Below are 18,303 nucleotides of genomic sequence, written 5' to 3'. Positions count from 1 at the left end.
TTTATCTTCACTATTTAATTAAATAATTACTGATTCTTCAACAATTTCTACCAAACGGAAACGTTTAGTTGCTGATAAAGGACGAGTCTCTTGTATCTTAACTGTGTCCCCTAATTTAGCTGAGTTGTTTTCATCATGAGTTTTGTATTTTTTAGAGTATTTTACTCGTTTACCATATAACTTGTGTGTTTTGTATGTTTCAACAAGTACAGTTATCGTTTTATCCATTTTATCGGAAACGACTCTACCTACATAAACTTTACGATCATTTCTTTCGCTCACTTTAGTAACCTCCTCTTTCAATTGAATTATTGATTCGCTTTACCTTGTTCAATTTCTCTTTCACGAGCAACAGTTTTTAGACGTGCAATCGTTTTTCTTACTGTGCGAATACGTGCAGTTTCCTCTAATTGACCTGTAGCTAACTGAAAGCGTAGGTTAAAAAGCTCTTCTTTTGAAGATTTGATTTGCTCTTCGATTTCTGAAGTGGTTAAGTCTCTAATTTCCTTAGCTTTCATTTGTTTCACCACCCAATTCTTCACGTTTTACAAACTTAGTTTTAACTGGAAGTTTGTGACTTGCTAAACGTAATGCTTCACGCGCAACTTCTTCGTTAACGCCTGCGATTTCAAATAAAATTCTACCTGGTTTTGCTACTGCAATCCAACCTTCTACTGCACCTTTACCAGCACCCATACGTACTTCTAAAGGTTTTTTAGTGTAAGGTGTATGTGGGAAGATTTTAATCCAAACTTTCCCGCCACGTTTCATATAACGTGTCATTGCAATACGAGCTGATTCGATTTGACGAGATGTGATCCAAGAAGTTGTAGTTGCTTGTAAACCATACTCACCAAATGTTACATAATTACCGCCTTTTGAACGACCAGTTGTTTTAGGACGATGTTGACGACGATATTTTACACGTTTTGGTAGTAACATTATTATTTTCCTCCTTCACTAGTGTTCTTAGTAGGAAGAACTTCTCCACGATAGATCCATACTTTGACACCTAACTTACCGTAAGTTGTGTCTGCTTCTGCATGTGCGTAACCAATGTCAGCACGTAGAGTATGAAGTGGAACAGTTCCTTCTGAATATTGTTCAGCACGAGCGATGTCAGCTCCAGCTAGACGACCTGAAACTTGTGTTTTGATACCTTTAGCACCAAGTTTCATTGCTCTTGTGATTGCTTGTTTTTGTACACGACGGAATGAAGCACGGTTTTCTAATTGACGTGCAATGTTTTCTGCAACAAGTTTAGCATCTAAATCAACTTTTTTGATTTCGATAACATTGATGTGTACTTTTTTGTTTGTTAATGAATTTAATTTATTACGTAATTTTTCAATTTCTGAACCGCCTTTACCGATTACCATACCAGGTTTACCAGTATGAATAGCGATGTTGATACGATTCGCAGCACGTTCGATTTCAACGTGAGAAACTGATGCTTCTGTTAATGCGTTATCAATATACTTACGGATTTTTAAATCTTCGTGTAATAATGAAGCGAAGTCTTTTTCTGCATACCATTTAGCTTCCCAATCACGGATTACACCAACACGAAGTCCGATTGGATTAATTTTTTGACCCAAAGTGTTCCCTCCTTAAAAAATGTATTAAGCTTCTTTAGCTTCTTCTTTACCGTCACTTACGACGATTGTAATGTGGCTTGTACGTTTATTGATCGCACTTGCACGGCCTTGTGCACGTGGACGGAAACGTTTTAATGTTGGTCCTTCATTAGCATAAGCTTCTTTAACTACTAATTCATCAGTGTTCATGTCGTAGTTATGTTCAGCATTTGCTAAAGCGGACATTAATAATTTTTCAACTACTGGTGATGAAGCTTTGTTCTTTAATTTTAAAATCGCAATAGCTTCTCCAGCATTTTTGCCTCTTATTAGATCTAATACTAATCTAACTTTACGAGGTGCGATTCTTATTGTTTTAGCAACCGCTTTTGCTTCCATTGGAATTTCCTCCTCTACCTGTTAGAAATTATCTTCTAGTTTTTTTGTCGTCTGCAACGTGTCCTTTGAATGTACGAGTTGGTGCGAATTCTCCTAATTTATGACCAACCATATCTTCAGTTACGAATACAGGTACGTGTTTACGTCCGTCATATACAGCGAATGTATGTCCGATAAATTCAGGGAATATAGTTGAACGACGTGACCAAGTTTTGATTACTTGTTTTTTCTCGCTTCCGCTTTGAGCTTCAACTTTTTTCTTTAGATGATCGTCAGCGAAAGGTCCTTTTTTAATACTACGAGCCATAGTGGCGCCTCCCTTCTTATTGTGTGCGTGCGGCTTTTAAGCCACACACGCAAATAAGTTATTTTTATTTTTTCTTACGTCCACGAACGATAAGTTTGTCAGATGATTTTTTACCACGACGAGTTTTCTTACCAAGCGTAGGTTTACCCCAAGGTGACATTGGAGATGGTCTACCGATAGGTGCACGACCTTCACCACCACCGTGTGGGTGATCGTTAGGGTTCATTACAGAACCACGAACTGTTGGGCGAATGCCTTTCCATCTAGAACGTCCTGCTTTACCAACGTTTACAAGTTCATGTTGGATGTTACCAACTTGACCAATAGTAGCACGGCAAGTTGAAAGAATCATACGTACTTCGCCAGATCTCAATCTGATTAATACATATTTACCTTCTTTACCAAGTACTTGTGCACTAGCACCAGCTGAACGAGCAATTTGTCCACCTTTACCAGGTTTTAACTCGATGTTGTGGATTATAGTACCTACTGGAATGAATTGTAATGGTAATGCATTACCTAATTTAATGTCTGCTTCTTCACCGCTTTCAAGTACTTGACCTACTTTAAGGTTTTTTGGAGCGATGATATAGCGTTTTTCACCATCAGCATAAACTAATAATGCGATGTTAGCTGAACGGTTTGGATCATATTGGATTGAATCAACTTTAGCGTTGATACCATCTTTATTACGTTTGAAATCAATAACACGGTATTGACGTTTATGTCCTCCACCATGATGGCGAACTGTCAATTTACCTTGGTTATTTCGTCCCGCTTTTTTCGGTAGCGGTTGTAATAATGACTTTTCAGGTGTAGTTTTCGTAATTTCAGCGAAATCTAAACTAGTCATATTACGACGACCATTAGTAATTGGCTTGTATTTTTTTAGAGCCATTGTCGTTTACCTCCTTATTGGTAATCTTTTTTTAGTTGAATAGATCGATTGATCCTTCTTTTAATTTAACGATTGCTACGCGTCTCTTGTTTGTATAGCCTTGGTAACGGCCCATACGTTTTTTCTTTGGTTTATAGTTAATGATGTTTACATTATCAACTTTAACGTCAAAGATTTCTTCAACAGCGATTTTAACTTGTGTTTTATTAGCACGAGTATCAACGTCGAATGTGTATTTGTCTTCAGCCATTGCAGCAGAAGATTTTTCAGTGATTACGGGGCGCTTAAGAACGTCTCTTGCTTCCATTATCCGAGCACCTCCTCAACTTTTTTAGCAGCTGCTTCTGTAATTACTACACTGTCAGCGCTTGTGATATCCAGAACGTTTAAACCTTGAGCTGTAGTAACTTGTACACCAGGAATGTTACGTGCTGATAAAGCAACGTTTACATCTTCTGATTCTGTAACTACTAATACTTTTTTAGGTTGTTCTAAATTAGAAAGTACAGTTTTGAATTCTTTTGTTTTTGGAGCATCTAAGTTTAATGCATCTACTACAGTTAAACCTTTTTCTTGTACTTTGAAAGATAATGCTGAGCGTAATGCTAAACGACGCATTTTCTTAGGCATTTTGTATGAGTAACTTCTTGGTGTTGGTCCGAATACGACACCACCACCACGCCATTGTGGAGCACGGATTGTCCCTTGACGCGCACGTCCTGTACCTTTTTGTCTCCATGGTTTACGTCCACCACCACGTACTGCTGAACGGTTCTTAACAGCATGTGTACCTTGGCGTAATGAAGCACGTTGTAAGTTAATCGCTTCAAAAAGAACGTTGTTGTTTGGTTCGATTGCAAATACTGCATCGCTTAGTTCAACTGAACCTGATTTAGATCCATCTACTTTTAATACATCATAATTAGCCATTATGCAATTCCTCCTTTCGTATTATATTATTTATTACCTTTGATTGATGTTGTAATTTCTACAAAACCTTTTTTAGGACCAGGTACATTACCTTTTACTAAAATAACATTGTTTTCAGTGTCAATTTGAACTACTTCCAAGTTTTGAACTGTTACAGTGTTACCGCCCATACGTCCAGGCATTTTTTGTCCTTTAAAGACTCTTGAAGCATCTGAGGCCATACCTACAGAACCTGGGGCTCTGTGGAAATGAGAACCATGTGACATTGGACCACGTGCTTGATTATGACGTTTAATGGCACCTTGGAAACCTTTACCTTTAGATACGCCTGTTACATCAATTACGTCTCCAGCTTCAAATGTATCAACTGAGACTTCTTGACCTACTTCGTATTCATCAACATTAACGTTTCTGAATTCACGAATGAAGCGCTTAGGTGCTGTGCCTGCTTTTTTAGCATGGCCTTCAGCTGGTTTGTTTGCATATTTATTGCTTTTACTATCTTTTTTGTAAGCTTGTTTGTCTTCGTAGCCTACTTGGATAGCGTTGTATCCATCAATCTCTTCAGATTTCTTTTGTAATACAACGTTTTGGCTTGCTTCTACTACTGTTACAGGGATTAAATCACCGTTTTCTCCGAAAACTTGTGTCATCCCGATTTTTCTTCCTAAGATTCCTTTGGTCATCGAAAGTCCACCTCCTAATTTTTTCTATTATAATTTGATTTCGATGTCTACGCCAGATGGTAAGTTTAAGCCCATAAGAGCATCAACTGTTTTTGGTGTAGGGTTAACAATATCGATTAAACGTTTATGAGTACGTTGTTCGAACTGCTCACGTGAATCTTTGTACTTATGCACGGCACGAATCACAGTATAAACTGATCTTTCAGTTGGTAACGGAATTGGTCCAGAAACATCTGCACCAGAACGTTTTGCTGTTTCAACAATTTTTTCTGCTGATTGATCGATTACTCGATGGTCATAAGCTTTTAATCTGATTCTGATTTTTTGTTTTGCCATAATTTTCCCTCCTTATTCGTCTACATTTAAGTGATAGACTTCTCCACGAAAACTATCTCACACAGCGCCATGGCAAAGCGGCCGGGTGTGTCAGTAACCTTTCGCTTCATCGCGTGTTCTTAAAGTCCAACATTAGATATGATACATGATAAACAGTGATTTATCAAGCTTTTCTATAAAAGTTTTTAAACTTTTGTCTAACACATACTTTGTTATTGTACTTGATTAAGTATTTCACTTCAACCTATTTCCTAATATTTCTATTGTGATCTTTAAATTTCTATAATTCTACTGTTTCTTATTGTTATTCTATTTTAATTATTTCCTTTATAATAGATAGATAACATAATTGTCGTTAGGTGGTGAAATGAAATGAAAAGTGCAATTCGCACTACGCTTTTAGTATTGAGTATTATTTTGATAATTAGCGAGTTAGTATACGGGATTCCTTTCTTTGGTGGCAGTATTATTCTTAGTTTAGGTTGGCAACCGTTATTAATAAGTATGTTGCTTTATTTTATAATGATGGTAATTTTAATTGTAGATAAGCAAAATGCAATTAAACCTATGATGTTTATTCCCTTATTAGGTATTATAGGGAACATCATTGCCTTCATACCTGTTGTGGGGATGGTAGTACATTGGATATTATTCTTCTTAATGTTATTTTTTGTCTTCATCTTATTATCCACTCCTCTTTATGTTCCTAACAAGAATGCTAAAGTCATATATACAGAAGATAGACGTAATAAGTAGTTATAATAAACAAACAGTATTAACAGTATTAATATAGAGAGTTTTAGTACATTTTTAATGAAGAAACATGTTCTTTCTATCATTTACCGCTACAAATTAAGCCTAACATTGACTTTATTTTTACTGTATATAATATAAAAGCGCACATTGTTCTAGGTCATACGACAAAGACAATGTGCGCTTCTTTATATTTTTATTATCCGTGAACAAATACGAAATAAAGGATGAATAATATCATTAATGCATACATGATTGGATGCACTTCCTTATGACGTTTTGAAATAAGCATCGTAATTGGGTAGAAAATAAACCCACATGCAATACCAGTAGCAATTGAATATGATAAAGGCATCATTATAATTGTTACAAAGGCTGGCACTGCTACTTCAAATTTCTTCCAATCTATTTCTGCAAAGTTTGCTGCCATCAACACACCGACTACGACTAATGCTGGTGTGGTAACAGCACTCGTTACTACTTCCATTAAAGGACTAAAGAAAATCGCTAATAAGAAACAGAACCCGGTTACAACACTTGCAAAACCTGTTCTAGCTCCAACTGCAACACCTGAGCTTGATTCAATATAAGAAGTTGTTGTTGTTGTACCAAATATTGCACCAACAATTGTCGCTAATGAATCTGAAAACAGTGCGCGTCCTGCTCTTGGGAGTTTATTATCTTTCATTATGCCTGCTTGTGTAGCAACAGCAACAAGTGTACCTGCAGTATCAAAGAAATCAATAAACAAGAACGTTAGTATTACAATTAAGAATTGCACTGTAAGTAATTGACTTGGATCTTTGAACGCTTCAAATGCAGCACCAAAAGTCGGTTCTATACTTGGTACTTGCCCTACAATAGCACTTGGTGTATGTATAAGCCCTGTAATCATACCTACAATAGCAGTAAGTACCATACCAATAAAGATAGCTCCAGGTACTCTCAAAGCATACAATACAACAGTAGCTATAATACCAAATATTGTTAATAAAACTGGTCCATCAGTAATATGTCCTAATGTTACTAATGTAGAATCATTATTTACAATTATTCCAGAACTCTGTAAACCTACGAAGGTTATAAAAAGGCCAATCCCTGCTGATACAGCCATCTTCATCTGATAAGGTATAGCATTTATAATTATTTCCCTGAGTCCAGTCATTGTTAGAAATGCAAAGACTATTCCTGAAAATAGAACACCTGTTAAACCAATTTGCCATGGTATACCCATAGTTAGTACAACTGTAAATGCAAAGAATGCATTTAAACCCATGCCTGGCGCTAGTCCGATAGGATATCTTGCTATTAAGCCCATAAATAATGAACCTACAAACGCCGCCAGCGCTGTAGCAACAAAGATTGCACCTTGGTCCATTTTCATATTTTCAGACACGCCATCAACGCCTGCTAAACTAAGTACTTGAGGGTTAACAGCTAATATATATGCCATAGACAAGAAAGTTGTAAGCCCACCAAGTATCTCTCTCTTATAGTTTGTTTCGTGTTTATCAAACTTGAAATACTTTTTCACGGTTAGTTCTCCTTTTTTTAAAATACCTACATATTCTAATACCAAACGAACTTTTTTACAATAGCAAACACGAACTTTAATACATTTTTTATACCATTTGTTCGATTAATCTAGAACTTTAGGCCTTTTAATGCGTCTTGGAATGGGTTATTTTCTAATCCTTCGTCGTTATTCATATATTTTTTTAAATCTTTTTTATTTACTTTGTCTGACTTTTTATTTTTATGTCGCTTATCCATTTGAGCTTGCGTTTCTGTATGACCACATACACAACGATATACTGCATCTTTACCTCTACCGAATAGCGTCATTTTCTTGTGGCAATTTGGACAACGTGCATTTGTTTTTCTTTGTACATTTTTCTTTGTCTTACATTGTGGGTCCTGACAGACTAACATTTGGCCATTTTTTGTTTTCACTTTAATCATAAATTTACCACATGTCGGACATTCTGTTGTTGTTAAATTATCATGTTTATAATTTCGATCACTCTCTTTAATTTCAGATACAACATCGTTCGTAAACGACTTCATTTCAGCTATAAATTTATTTGCATCATATTTACCTTGTTCTATAAGCGTTAACTTTTCTTCCCATTCTGCGGTTAATAGCGGTGAAGTTAGTTTCTGAGGCGCTAATTCTAATATTTGCTTACCTTTTGATGTAATCCTTATTTTGCCATCTCTAGATTCAATCGCGTTCATATTAAAGAGTTTATCGATAATATCCGCTCTTGTAGCCACTGTACCAATACCACCAGTTTCTTTTAATGTTTGATTATGTTTTTTATCAGTTAAATCAAAGAATTTTTGAGGGCTTTCCATCGCTTTAAGCAATGTTCCTTCATTAAAATATGGTGGCGGTGTCGTCTCATGTTGATTTATTTGTACTTTACTAATATTTAATTTTGCACCTTTTTGCAGTTTCTCCATTTGGTCATTTACTTTATCTTTGTCATCATATATTTCTTTAAAACCTAATTTAGTAGTTACTTTGTCTTTAAAAGTAAATACATAACCCTCAATATTCAATTCTATTGAAACAGCTTCGTATTCGTGTGGAGGCATAAGATTTTCTAAGAACCTTTGTGCGATCATCATATATATTTTCGATTCTCTCTGACTTAATTGACCCATGTCTGGTCGTACCTCAGTTGGAATGATTGCATGGTGATCTGAAACTTTGCTATTATTCACAAACTTTTGCTTAGCTGAGAATGATTGCCTCATTTGACTTTTAGCAACATCTTTTAATGAAGTTGCCATAATTGCTTGCAATCTATCTTTCAAAGTATCTACCATATCATCAGTTAGATAATTAGAATCAGTACGCGGGTACGTAACCAATTTATGACGTTCATACAATGCTTGTAACGTGTTCAATGTTTCTTTAGGACCTAAGTGGAAACGTTTGTATGCATCTTGCTGAAGGTCAGTTAGACTATATAGTTGTTGTGGATAAGCTTTTTTATGTGATTTAGTTATCGTCGTTATTTGAGCAGAGTATCCTTTAATTTTATTTTCTATACTTTCAAATACTGTTTTATCTGGATGTGACTGTGGCTTAGTACATTGAAAAGTTAAGCCCCCTGCATCGATCGACATTGTATAGTATGTCTTCGGTTCAAACTGTTTGATCTCATTCTGTCTCATTTGGACTAATTGTATTGTTGGCGTTTGAACACGTCCTAGTGACAATTGTGCATCATACTTAGTAGTTAATGCTCTCGTTGCATTAATACCTACAATCCAATCTGCTTCGCTTCTTGCTAACGCAGCATAGTATAAATTGTTGAATTTCCGACCATCTTGAAGCTTGTTAAAACCGTCTCTAATTGCTTTTTGCGTAACTGAACTGATCCACAGACGTTTTATTGGCTTTTTATTATGTGATTTATCTAAAATCAAGCGCGCTACAAGCTCCCCTTCTCTCCCAGCATCGGTTGCAATAATAATATCTTTCACATTATTATTATTAATCAATGATTGTACAGTCGAAAATTGTTTTCTAGTCTTACTAATAACAACTGTTTTCATTTTATTAGGTATGATCGGTAAATCATTAAGTTTCCATTCTTTATAACTCTTATCATATTGTTCTGGCGTTGCATTAGTTACAAGGTGGCCTAATGCCCATGTGACAATATATTTATTATTTTCAAAGTAACCATTACGTTTTTCGTTGATATTAAGCGTATTTGCAATATCTCTACCTACTGAGGGTTTCTCAGCTATAATTAATGATTTCATAATTTCGCCCTTTCAAATTCATTATAATATACATTGTAACATGTATGTAGCACATCAAAACTTCCATTTATTCAAAAAAGTTCTTATAATTAACTTAAGCGATCATTCTATGGAGGTATTGTTATGAAAATTATTCAGTTAAATAACTATGATCAAATTGTAAAGTTTATTAATAACGCTGATTACCATACCGCATCTTATCTATATAAATTACCACAAGCACACGAAAATGTTGAAGCTGCCATAAAACAAGCTATAGACGATCCAGGTGTATTTGCTCAAATCAATGAACACAATGAAATCGTCATGCTTATCTTCGCATTTAAATATGAAGATAATAAATACAAGGTTATTGGTCCTTTCATCGATAAAAATAGAGAATTAACAACTGAGTCATTTAAAGTTTTATTTGAAGCTATGGCGCAAAGTAAACCTGACACAGCTAACTTTAATTTCTCCTTTGAAGAAAACGAGCAAAATTATTCTTCTTTTATGAAATCAATTCAGTCATCCTATAGTTTTACAGACTATCATTTAATATCAACACAGGACATTGGTACTGTCGATAATATACAAAACATAACAGAGTATCATCCAGCTTACTATCGTTCCTTCAAAAAATTACATGAACACACGTTTAAACATGATGTAATGACCGCTGACGAAATTGTTAATTCATTGGATGAGCAACATAAACTTTTTGTTTTCATGTCCGAAGGCCTTCTAAAAGGCTACTTATACTTACAAATATATGAAAATACTAAAAATGCTGAAATTAAGTATTTCTCTTCTCATACAGATTATAGATTTATGGGCATTGCATTTGATTTATTATCACACGCATTAAACTTTGCATTTTCTAATTACGATATTAATAAGACATACTTTAAAATTAGAAATAAAAACCACACACTTGTAGAACGATTTAATGAATTAGGTTTTTATATTAATTATGAATATAAGAAATTCAAATATGTAGCTGCACATCTTTAAACTATATTACCCAAAATTAAATTAAGTCCTTTTAAATTTAAAAAAAGAGAGTAATAACCCATTATTACTCTCTTTTTGCCATTTAATTATAAAAAAATTGCAAATTATAAACTAATACTTTTACTAAAATAATAGTTTGCTTTAGAATGAATGTTTGTAAACAATTGTTGGTGATTGTTTTAAGGGGAGAAAAACAAATAGAGAGAGAGTGAGTAAAAGTATGGATTTATTAATTGCTTTATTACCCGCGTTATTCTGGGGTAGTGTAGTTTTAATTAATGTTCTTGTAGGTGGAGGCCCTTATAATCAGATTAGAGGGACGACTTTTGGTGCATTAATCATCGGTGTTATCTTATTACTTACAGGTAATGCTAAATTTGATGATCTTACTATCATTATTGTCGGTTTAATTTCTGGTGCTTTCTGGGCATTAGGTCAAGGATATCAATTAAAATCTGTAAGTCTTATAGGTGTTTCAAAAACAATGCCTATTTCAACAGGATTACAGTTAGTTGGTACAACGTTATTTAGTGCTATTTTCTTAGGTGAATGGAGTACTGGTGTGCAAGTTACATTAGGCCTTGTTGCTATGGTATTACTTGTTATTGGTATTGCTTTAACATCTATTAAAGGTAAAAATGAAGCATCAGAAAGTGCCAAAAACTTTGGTAAAGCGATGCCTATCCTTTTAATTTCTACTGTTGGGTATGTTGTCTACGTAGTAGTAGCACAAATATTCGGCGTAGATGGAATGAATGCTTTATTCTTCCAATCTATAGGTATGGCTATTGGTGGTTTAATACTATCAGCTAAACATGAAACATCAGTTAAAAGTACACTATGGAATTTAATCCCAGGTGTTGTATGGGGTATCGGTAACTTATTTATGTTCTACTCACAACCAAAAGTTGGTGTAGCAACTAGTTTCTCATTTTCACAATTATTAGTTATTGTATCTACACTCGGCGGTATTTTCCTATTAGGCGAGAAAAAAGACAAACGTCAGATGATTGGTATTTGGGCTGGTATTGTACTTATCGTAATTGCGGCATTTGTACTCGGAAATATTAAAGCATAATTATAATTAAGAGATATAACCATGCTTTAAATTGTTACTAATTAAGGAGGAGTTTGAATATGTTCACAGATTTAGAAGGCAAAGTAGTAGTTATCACAGGTGGTAGTAGCGGCATTGGTAAAGCAATGGTAGAACAATTTGGTAAAGAAAAAGCGAAAGTTGTTATTAACTATCTTTCAGAAAGTTCATTAGACGATGTAGCTGAATCTATCAAATTAATTGAAGATGCAGGTGGACAAGCAATTAAAGTACATGCGGACGTATCAAAAGAGGAAGATGTAAATAATTTAATTAAAGCTGCAGTTGATACATTTGGAACATTAGATATTCTTATAAATAATGCTGGTTTTGAAAAACCAATTCCAACGCATGAAATGCCTTTAGAAGAATGGCAAAAAGTTATTGATATCAACTTAACTGGCGCATTTATCGGTTCAAAAGCTGCAGTTAATCAATTCCTTAAAGAAGATAAGAAAGGTATTATTCTTAACACATCAAGTGTACACGATAGAATCCCTTGGCCAAACTATGTAAACTACGCTGCTAGTAAAGGTGGTTTAAAATTAATGATGGAAACAATGTCTATGGAGTACGCTCAACATGGCATCCGCATTAATAATATTTCACCTGGTGCTATCGTAACAGAACATACAAGAGAGAAATTCTCTGACCCAGAAACGCGTGCTGAAACATTAGAAATGATTCCAGCCAAAGAAATTGGTGAAGCTGATCAAGTTGCAAATGTTGCACGTTTCTTATGTTCAGATTTAGCTGACTACATTCACGGTACTACAATCTATGTAGACGGTGGCATGACAAACTACCCAGCGTTTATGGGCGGTAAAGGTTAACTTATATTTATCAATTAAACTTATCCCTGTTTAATGATAAATCATTTGGTAAACCTAATAAGGCAGCAACATCTTTCACTAACGCTATTGTTGTCATACCCCGACATCAATGGCTAAATTAACCGAGACATATCTTTATGCCTCAACATTATGGCCCACAAGCATATTAGAGCTAAAGCTTATATGTGCTTGTGGGCTCTTAAATTTACAATTATGATTAAAGTACTCAAGACATTTGCGGAATGTCCTGAGTACATTTTCTATATATGAATTGTTAAATTATTCTTAACTGCACTTGTGCTCTTCCCTTTTTCAACTAATTAAATAAATAAAAAAAGATAGCCAAGCAATTTATATAAAAGACTTCATCATCCCAACCCAACAAATATGACTAGATTGTTATAGATAAAAATATTCAACTGAGATAAATGCTCATTTATAAGTTAAGGCTGAGACAATCTATTTGCCCCAGCCTTAATCTATATTTTGCTATTAAATAATTCATTACGAAAGTTTTAAACAAATAAAGCTTGATAAATGTATAGAATGACAATACTAATTACAATTGTTAAATTCGTAACCATACCTACCAATGGTAAGGTTTTATATTTAAATTGTATGGAGTAAGGTATGATAGCTACACCAACAGGTAATAACCAAGCGACTTGTAAAGTTGTTTTGATCATCTCATCGTCTACTGGTAAAAAGAAATGTACTAATAAACCAGCAATTATACCTAAACCATAGTGTATAGCTAAATATTTGAGTGCAATCGGTAAAAACCGCTTATCAATACTGAAGTTCAACATCAAACCTAGTAAGATCATTGATAATGGCATATTAGCCCCAGATAACACAGAGAAAAAATCAATTACTGGGTCTGGAAAATGGATATCAAGCATATTTAAAATAAACATTATGATATACGTCATAAGTGGCACCGATTTGAGCAAGTTTTTCCCTAAATATTTAAAGTCGAAACTATCGCCAGCGCTACTAAAATAGCTACCGACAAAGTAAGTTACACCAAACATGATAATAGCCCCACCTATATCAGCCATACCAAAATATATCATTCCTGTTTGTGGCCATATTGCTTCAACGAGCGGATACGCAAATAATCCTATATTCAACGAAGCCATCATCATGCCAGTTGCGCCACGAATCTGGTTATCATATTTTATAAATAGCCAGACCACAATAATTTTGGCAAGAATACCATAAATGATCATCATTATTGGTAAAATTGAAAGTGATAAATCAAGTTCTGCACCATTCAAATTAACTATTACTAGCGAAGGCAATGTGACATTTAATACTAAGGTAGAGAATACTTGGCTATCGTTCGCCTTAAAATAATTAATCCTCTTTAATGTATAACCCAATGCAATCAGTATAATAATTATGATAAATTGTTGAGTCACAATAATCCTTCTTTCATTACATTATTTCGTTTTCAATCCATTTTCATACTTTAACATAAATGTTGGTTGTTTTAGAAGCTTTCGATTTCATGTTATAATTCTAGTCAATCTCATGTAGCCTAATGCTATAATAATAAGGAGTGACTAGCAATGAATTTAAATGATAAATTAGCAGAACTAAAATATGATTATGTCAGATTACAAGGCGATTTGGAAAAAAGAGAATCCGTCAATCAAGATGTTGACCCATTGGTAAGACAACTTGAAGAGATAGAAGAAGAAATTGCATCTGTGCGTTCAGAAATTAGTCTAAAAGATCATAAATAACATCCTAGTCAATCTATTTTTTACATGCTAAGATTAAGAGCGAATATAGAAAGGATGTCAACGTATGCAATTATATCTTATCTTGTTACCAATACTTTATCTAATTGTGAGTTACATAAGCATATTTAAAATGAATACCATCATCACGCGTATTTTAAGAATAATTATGGCTCTATTATTACTATTTGTAGTAGCAATTACAACACTCTCATTTCCTGCGATCAACTGGTGGGTATTTATCCTACTCTTACTATTAGTTGGTAACGTGGAAATTACAGGTTTCAAAAGTGGTAAAAAAGACCAAAAAGCAGTTCAAATTTTAAATATTATTACAATCATCATCTTTGTAATATATGTCATTTTGACTTTAGTATTATATTAATATAATATTTGAATACTTACACAAAGACGAGACCGCAATCAAACTTTTAGTATTGATTGCGGTCTCGTCTTTTTTATACGAATTAAGAAAGTGTAACCAGAAACAACTTACTTCTATTAAGAGGATTTTATTCTATAAGCTCCACGTTAATAAATATACTGATATACATAGAAGTCCTAGGCACCTACTTATACCTTAGACTCTCCTTATACTGATTCAAACTATTTCTTTTTGCGTGTTACTTTGTCTTTTAATGTAAACAATATTTCGTAAATAACTGGAACAACAATCAATGTTAATAGTGTAGAAGATATCAATCCTCCGACAACAATTGCTGCCATGCCTTTAGAAATAATGATTGAACTATCTTCACCAAATAACATTGGCGCGAGTGCAGCTATTGTGGCTAATGCCGTCATTAATATTGGTCTGATACGTGTTCCACCAGCCTCTAATAGTGCCTCCTTCATCTCTAGGCCTTGCTTTTGCTTATTAATCACTCTATCTATTAACACAATTGCATTAGTAACTACAATACCTATCAACATCAGCATACCAATCATGCTTGGTACAGAGATTGTTTCTCCTGTAATGACTAACGCTAGAACTACGCCAATCACTGTATATGGTAAAGAGAATAATATGGTGAATGGTGCAAGTGCCCCTTTAAATGTTAATACAAGTACTAAATACACAATGATAATAGCCGCTAACATTGCAAAGGCTAATTGAGTAATGGCATTACCAATATCTTCATTCGCTCCTCCTACGTTTATTTTCACATTCGTAGGTGTGTCAAGATTGTTCACTTTAGATAATACCTTTTGAGAGGTACCACCTACATCGTCATTTGTCACTTTAGCTGAAACGGTAGCAGTATAATCACCTGCTTTTGTTTCGATCTTATTCGGTGTTTTAGTTTGTTCTAATGTAGCAATATCGCTTAACTCTATCGCTTGCCCCATCGGTGTTTGTAATTCCGTACTTTCTAACTTTTCTTTCGACCAATCTGTTTCTTTATCTTCCTTTATCTTCACATCAATGGACTTCCCTTTTTCCTTGACGGTAGTCACACTTTGTTCTGGTGTATTTTGATTCAGGGTCATAGCTAATTGAGCAGCTGACAAGCCATATTTTGCTGCTTCATTTTGATCAACTTTAATATTATATTGATCATATGTCTGTGTTAAGTCAGATTTGACATTAGCCATACCGCTAACGCTTTTCATCTCATCTTCTACTTTATTAACTGTGTCTTTGATAGCTTCAAGTGTTGGGCCTGTTACTGAAACTTCTAACTTATCATTACTACCGCCTGTACCCATATCCTGATTTGCCCACTCGCCTGGATGATTGTATTTTTCTAAGTGTTGTAATACTTTATCAGGCTCTTCATCAAAGTTCGGTGTATTTGAATCGTATTCCACCATAATAGCCATACTGTTTGAGCTTCCAGTTGGATCAGTAGGTGATGCACCACCAACTGAGTATTGTACAGTTTTCACTTTATCTTTTTTATTTAAATATTTTTGAACTTGTTCCGCGTGATTTAATACACCTTTTTCTGTTTCTCCTGGTTTTGGCGTGTAGGTTAATGCCATGAATTTATCTTCACCTGTGGAAATAAAGCTAGTTCCTAATTTAGCTGCACCTAATCCTATACTTGCAATTAAAATGATCGTACTAACTAGAATGACAATCCACTTATGATTTAAAGACCATTTTAAAACTCCTTTATATTTACTACCAATAAATCCTAAAGATTCCTCTTTATAATGTTTAACACCTTTTTTAAAAAATGTAGCACTTAAAGCAGGTACAATTGTAATAGAAACAACTAATGATGCTAATAGACTAAAGGCTATCGCTAATGCGAATGGTCTAAACATTTCACCAACAGAACCCGTAACAAATGCTAAGGGTAAGAATACGATAATCGTTACGATTGTCGATGACATGATTGGTTTAAATACTTCACTCGTTGCACTTACAATTAATTGATCTCCTGTCAATGATTCATTTCTATCTGATAATCTCCGATAAATATTTTCTACTACTACAATTGAATCATCTATGACACGGCCGATTGCAACCGTCAATGCACCTAGTGTTAGAATGTTTAGTGACACATCAGATAATTTCAAAGCAATCATCGCTATTAAAATAGACATCGGTATTGAAACAACAGCTATTGCAGTTGTTCTAATATTTCTCAAGAATAATAGAATAACGATAATTGCCACAATCGTACCTAATATTGCCTTTTCAATCATGGTATACAGTGCATCTTCAATAGGTTTTGCTGTATCCATTACTTTTGTAGCTACCATATCTGGATTTTCTTTAATAAGTTTTTCTATTTCTTTCTTCGTATCTTTTGCTACTTGAACTGTATTTGCGTCTTGCGCTTTTGTTATCTGAACATTTACAGCATCTTTACCATTTGTTTTAGATACGGACTCTCGTTCATCCCCGGCTGTTACATCAGCAATATCTTTTAATTTGACTGAAGGTATCTCAGCTCCTTCAGTTTGACTACTTGCTGTCGAACTGTCAGATTGCGACTGAGCAGCAAGTGAACTTTGTGATCCATTTTGATCATTGGATTCTTGCATCATTGCATCGCTTGAATCGCCTTCGGTTTGTGACTGAGTACCTGAGCTTGCACCTGCAGATAGTGGTATGTCTAAGTTTTTGAGTGCATCTACAGATGTAAATTCACCATCAATAACCACGGATTTTTCTGTGTTCTTAAATTGGAATAATCCCAACGGTGTTTCACTAGTAGCGCTTTTCAAATATTGTTTAACACTATCTTTTGTTAAACCACTACTCTCAAGTTTATCTTGATCAAATTTAATAGAAACTTCACGAGATGTTTGCCCATTTAGTTGAGCATTTTGTACACCATCTATGGTTTGTAGTTTCGGTATTAATTGATGATTAATTTTGTTCGTTGTATCTTTTAAATTATTGTCTTTAGTCGTAAATGAATACGCTACAATCGGAAAGGCGTCCATAGAACTCCTTGAAAGTTCAGGTTCTTCAACACCCTCTGTAAATTTTATTTTATCAATTTCTTTTTTTAAATCATTTTCTGCTTTATCCAAGTCTACACTTTCTTCATATTCTACTGTAACCATGGAAGCATTTTGTATAGATTGTGCTGTGACGTTTTTAACACTAGCCATCGATCTAACTTGATCATCAATTTTATCACTAACGTCCTCTTTAACTGTTTCTGGTGTGGCACCTGGCATAGACGTTTGTACTGTAATCATTGGAGATTCTACATCTGGTAATAATTCCAGTTTCATTTTTGCACTAGCATATAATCCACCTAAAATAACTAATAATACCATTAGAAATATGGCAAATTTGTTCCCTAGTGAAAACTGTAACAGTTTCTTTATCATATTGTTTCCCCTCTCACGTTTCTTAAATATCACTCATTCCCTTTTAATAACAAACATTTCCCTTTTTACTGCAATAACATTAATTAATATAAATACCGGTAAAATATGTATACATAAATAGCGCACGTTATATAGTTTATTAAATTAATTCTAAAACTTTATA

Annotated in this window: 21 protein-coding genes; 6 read left to right on the top strand and 15 right to left on the bottom strand. The window is 34.3% G+C overall.

All coding sequences use genetic code 11. From position 1 onward, the window contains the following. Nucleotides 1-18 precede the first annotated feature (18 nt). The 11 genes from rpsQ to rpsJ form a co-directional block, all read right to left on the bottom strand. Nucleotides 19-282: a 30S ribosomal protein S17 gene (gene rpsQ, locus LG295_RS04005; RefSeq protein ID WP_002482621.1), complete on the bottom strand. Its 264-nt coding sequence runs from the start codon at nt 280-282 to the stop codon at nt 19-21. A 26-nt stretch (nt 283-308) separates the two neighbouring features. After that, nucleotides 309-518 carry a 50S ribosomal protein L29 gene (rpmC, locus tag LG295_RS04000; RefSeq protein WP_002482620.1) on the bottom strand — a complete coding sequence of 70 codons (210 nt, stop codon included), beginning with the start codon at nt 516-518 and terminating at the stop codon, nt 309-311. Then, on the bottom strand, nt 508-942 hold the full coding sequence (gene rplP / locus LG295_RS03995) for a 50S ribosomal protein L16 (RefSeq protein ID WP_017722929.1): 435 nt from the start codon (nt 940-942) through the stop codon (nt 508-510). The genes rpmC and rplP overlap by 11 nt, the downstream gene beginning before the upstream one ends. Before the next feature lie 2 nt (nt 943-944). Next, nucleotides 945-1,598: a 30S ribosomal protein S3 gene (gene rpsC / locus LG295_RS03990; protein ID WP_017722928.1), complete on the bottom strand. Its 654-nt coding sequence runs from the start codon at nt 1,596-1,598 to the stop codon at nt 945-947. 24 nt (nt 1,599-1,622) lie between these two features. Further along, nucleotides 1,623-1,976 (bottom strand): 50S ribosomal protein L22, encoded by a 354-nt coding sequence (rplV, locus tag LG295_RS03985; protein WP_017722927.1) that lies wholly within the window; start codon nt 1,974-1,976, stop codon nt 1,623-1,625. A gap of 28 nt (nt 1,977-2,004) precedes the next feature. Further along, entirely contained in the window at nt 2,005-2,283 is a 279-nt protein-coding gene (gene rpsS, locus LG295_RS03980; protein WP_017722926.1) for a 30S ribosomal protein S19, read from the bottom strand. Between the two features lie 64 nt (nt 2,284-2,347). Beyond that, nucleotides 2,348-3,181 (bottom strand): 50S ribosomal protein L2, encoded by an 834-nt coding sequence (gene rplB, locus LG295_RS03975; protein WP_107531075.1) that lies wholly within the window; start codon nt 3,179-3,181, stop codon nt 2,348-2,350. Between the two features lie 31 nt (nt 3,182-3,212). Then, a complete protein-coding gene (rplW, locus tag LG295_RS03970) occupies nt 3,213-3,488 on the bottom strand; it encodes a 50S ribosomal protein L23 (RefSeq protein WP_002482614.1) in 276 nt (91 codons plus the stop codon). Continuing rightward, complete coding sequence (gene rplD, locus LG295_RS03965; RefSeq protein WP_029378518.1) at nt 3,488-4,111, bottom strand: 50S ribosomal protein L4; 624 nt, start codon at nt 4,109-4,111, stop codon at nt 3,488-3,490. The genes rplW and rplD overlap by 1 nt, the downstream gene beginning before the upstream one ends. Nucleotides 4,112-4,137: 26 nt before the next feature. Next, nucleotides 4,138-4,797 (bottom strand): 50S ribosomal protein L3, encoded by a 660-nt coding sequence (rplC, locus tag LG295_RS03960; RefSeq protein WP_107558033.1) that lies wholly within the window; start codon nt 4,795-4,797, stop codon nt 4,138-4,140. A 27-nt stretch (nt 4,798-4,824) separates the two neighbouring features. Beyond that, nucleotides 4,825-5,133, bottom strand: coding sequence for a 30S ribosomal protein S10 (gene rpsJ, locus LG295_RS03955; protein WP_002482611.1), 309 nt, complete (start codon nt 5,131-5,133; stop codon nt 4,825-4,827). A 372-nt stretch (nt 5,134-5,505) separates the two neighbouring features. Here rpsJ and LG295_RS03950 point away from each other — a divergent pair, with 372 nt between their 5' ends. After that, nucleotides 5,506-5,889 carry a hypothetical protein gene (locus LG295_RS03950; protein WP_107531078.1) on the top strand — a complete coding sequence of 128 codons (384 nt, stop codon included), beginning with the start codon at nt 5,506-5,508 and terminating at the stop codon, nt 5,887-5,889. A gap of 196 nt (nt 5,890-6,085) precedes the next feature. Here the strand turns inward: LG295_RS03950 and LG295_RS03945 are convergent, their stop codons facing one another. Next, the gene (locus LG295_RS03945; RefSeq protein ID WP_107531079.1) at nt 6,086-7,420 is read right to left on the bottom strand and encodes an NCS2 family permease; all 1,335 of its coding nucleotides are present in this window, start codon (nt 7,418-7,420) and stop codon (nt 6,086-6,088) included. 110 nt (nt 7,421-7,530) lie between these two features. Continuing rightward, complete coding sequence (locus LG295_RS03940) at nt 7,531-9,669, bottom strand: DNA topoisomerase III (protein ID WP_318832705.1); 2,139 nt, start codon at nt 9,667-9,669, stop codon at nt 7,531-7,533. A 123-nt stretch (nt 9,670-9,792) separates the two neighbouring features. Between LG295_RS03940 and LG295_RS03935 the strand changes: the two genes are divergently transcribed. From LG295_RS03935 to LG295_RS03925, 3 genes are all read left to right on the top strand, one after another. Beyond that, entirely contained in the window at nt 9,793-10,662 is an 870-nt protein-coding gene (locus LG295_RS03935) for a GNAT family N-acetyltransferase (protein WP_318832704.1), read from the top strand. 220 nt (nt 10,663-10,882) lie between these two features. Further along, a complete protein-coding gene (locus tag LG295_RS03930; RefSeq protein WP_107530864.1) occupies nt 10,883-11,740 on the top strand; it encodes a RhaT/GlcU family sugar-proton symporter in 858 nt (285 codons plus the stop codon). Between the two features lie 59 nt (nt 11,741-11,799). Then, a complete protein-coding gene (locus LG295_RS03925) occupies nt 11,800-12,591 on the top strand; it encodes a glucose 1-dehydrogenase (RefSeq protein ID WP_029378512.1) in 792 nt (263 codons plus the stop codon). 515 nt (nt 12,592-13,106) lie between these two features. Here LG295_RS03925 and LG295_RS03920 read toward each other — a convergent pair. Then, nucleotides 13,107-14,015, bottom strand: a complete 909-nt coding sequence (locus LG295_RS03920) for an AEC family transporter (RefSeq protein WP_029378511.1) — start codon at nt 14,013-14,015, stop codon at nt 13,107-13,109. Between the two features lie 150 nt (nt 14,016-14,165). Here LG295_RS03920 and LG295_RS03915 point away from each other — a divergent pair, with 150 nt between their 5' ends. Together LG295_RS03915 and mspA are read left to right on the top strand one after the other, a co-directional pair. Beyond that, complete coding sequence (locus LG295_RS03915) at nt 14,166-14,342, top strand: SE1832 family protein (protein ID WP_172592878.1); 177 nt, start codon at nt 14,166-14,168, stop codon at nt 14,340-14,342. A 64-nt stretch (nt 14,343-14,406) separates the two neighbouring features. Continuing rightward, on the top strand, nt 14,407-14,724 hold the full coding sequence (gene mspA, locus LG295_RS03910) for a membrane stabilizing protein MspA (RefSeq protein WP_107530863.1): 318 nt from the start codon (nt 14,407-14,409) through the stop codon (nt 14,722-14,724). 221 nt (nt 14,725-14,945) lie between these two features. Here mspA and LG295_RS03905 read toward each other — a convergent pair whose 3' ends face one another. Continuing rightward, nucleotides 14,946-18,140: an efflux RND transporter permease subunit gene (locus LG295_RS03905; protein WP_404476465.1), complete on the bottom strand. Its 3,195-nt coding sequence runs from the start codon at nt 18,138-18,140 to the stop codon at nt 14,946-14,948. Nucleotides 18,141-18,303 lie beyond the last annotated feature (163 nt).

Origin of the sequence: Staphylococcus pseudoxylosus, assembly GCF_044794325.1 — a bacterium.
Lineage (GTDB): Bacteria > Bacillota > Bacilli > Staphylococcales > Staphylococcaceae > Staphylococcus > Staphylococcus pseudoxylosus.
The sequence above is the reverse complement of the archived record's forward strand: the minus strand, read 5'-3'. Positions and strand labels throughout refer to the sequence as shown.

What these genes read in the sequence shown, in the direction of transcription:
- rplC (WP_107558033.1), bottom strand. Translation starts at nt 4,797, where the DNA reads ATGACCAAAGGAATCTTAGGAAGAAAAATCGGGATGACACAAGTTTTC.
- mspA (WP_107530863.1), top strand. Translation starts at nt 14,407, where the DNA reads ATGCAATTATATCTTATCTTGTTACCAATACTTTATCTAATTGTGAGT.
- rplV (WP_017722927.1), bottom strand. Translation starts at nt 1,976, where the DNA reads ATGGAAGCAAAAGCGGTTGCTAAAACAATAAGAATCGCACCTCGTAAA.
- LG295_RS03915 (WP_172592878.1), top strand. Translation starts at nt 14,166, where the DNA reads ATGAATTTAAATGATAAATTAGCAGAACTAAAATATGATTATGTCAGA.
- LG295_RS03905 (WP_404476465.1), bottom strand. Translation starts at nt 18,140, where the DNA reads ATGATAAAGAAACTGTTACAGTTTTCACTAGGGAACAAATTTGCCATA.
- LG295_RS03925 (WP_029378512.1), top strand. Translation starts at nt 11,800, where the DNA reads ATGTTCACAGATTTAGAAGGCAAAGTAGTAGTTATCACAGGTGGTAGT.
- rpsJ (WP_002482611.1), bottom strand. Translation starts at nt 5,133, where the DNA reads ATGGCAAAACAAAAAATCAGAATCAGATTAAAAGCTTATGACCATCGA.
- rplD (WP_029378518.1), bottom strand. Translation starts at nt 4,111, where the DNA reads ATGGCTAATTATGATGTATTAAAAGTAGATGGATCTAAATCAGGTTCA.
- LG295_RS03935 (WP_318832704.1), top strand. Translation starts at nt 9,793, where the DNA reads ATGAAAATTATTCAGTTAAATAACTATGATCAAATTGTAAAGTTTATT.
- rpsS (WP_017722926.1), bottom strand. Translation starts at nt 2,283, where the DNA reads ATGGCTCGTAGTATTAAAAAAGGACCTTTCGCTGACGATCATCTAAAG.
- LG295_RS03930 (WP_107530864.1), top strand. Translation starts at nt 10,883, where the DNA reads ATGGATTTATTAATTGCTTTATTACCCGCGTTATTCTGGGGTAGTGTA.
- rplB (WP_107531075.1), bottom strand. Translation starts at nt 3,181, where the DNA reads ATGGCTCTAAAAAAATACAAGCCAATTACTAATGGTCGTCGTAATATG.
- LG295_RS03950 (WP_107531078.1), top strand. Translation starts at nt 5,506, where the DNA reads ATGAAAAGTGCAATTCGCACTACGCTTTTAGTATTGAGTATTATTTTG.
- rplP (WP_017722929.1), bottom strand. Translation starts at nt 942, where the DNA reads ATGTTACTACCAAAACGTGTAAAATATCGTCGTCAACATCGTCCTAAA.
- rpmC (WP_002482620.1), bottom strand. Translation starts at nt 518, where the DNA reads ATGAAAGCTAAGGAAATTAGAGACTTAACCACTTCAGAAATCGAAGAG.
- rplW (WP_002482614.1), bottom strand. Translation starts at nt 3,488, where the DNA reads ATGGAAGCAAGAGACGTTCTTAAGCGCCCCGTAATCACTGAAAAATCT.
- LG295_RS03940 (WP_318832705.1), bottom strand. Translation starts at nt 9,669, where the DNA reads ATGAAATCATTAATTATAGCTGAGAAACCCTCAGTAGGTAGAGATATT.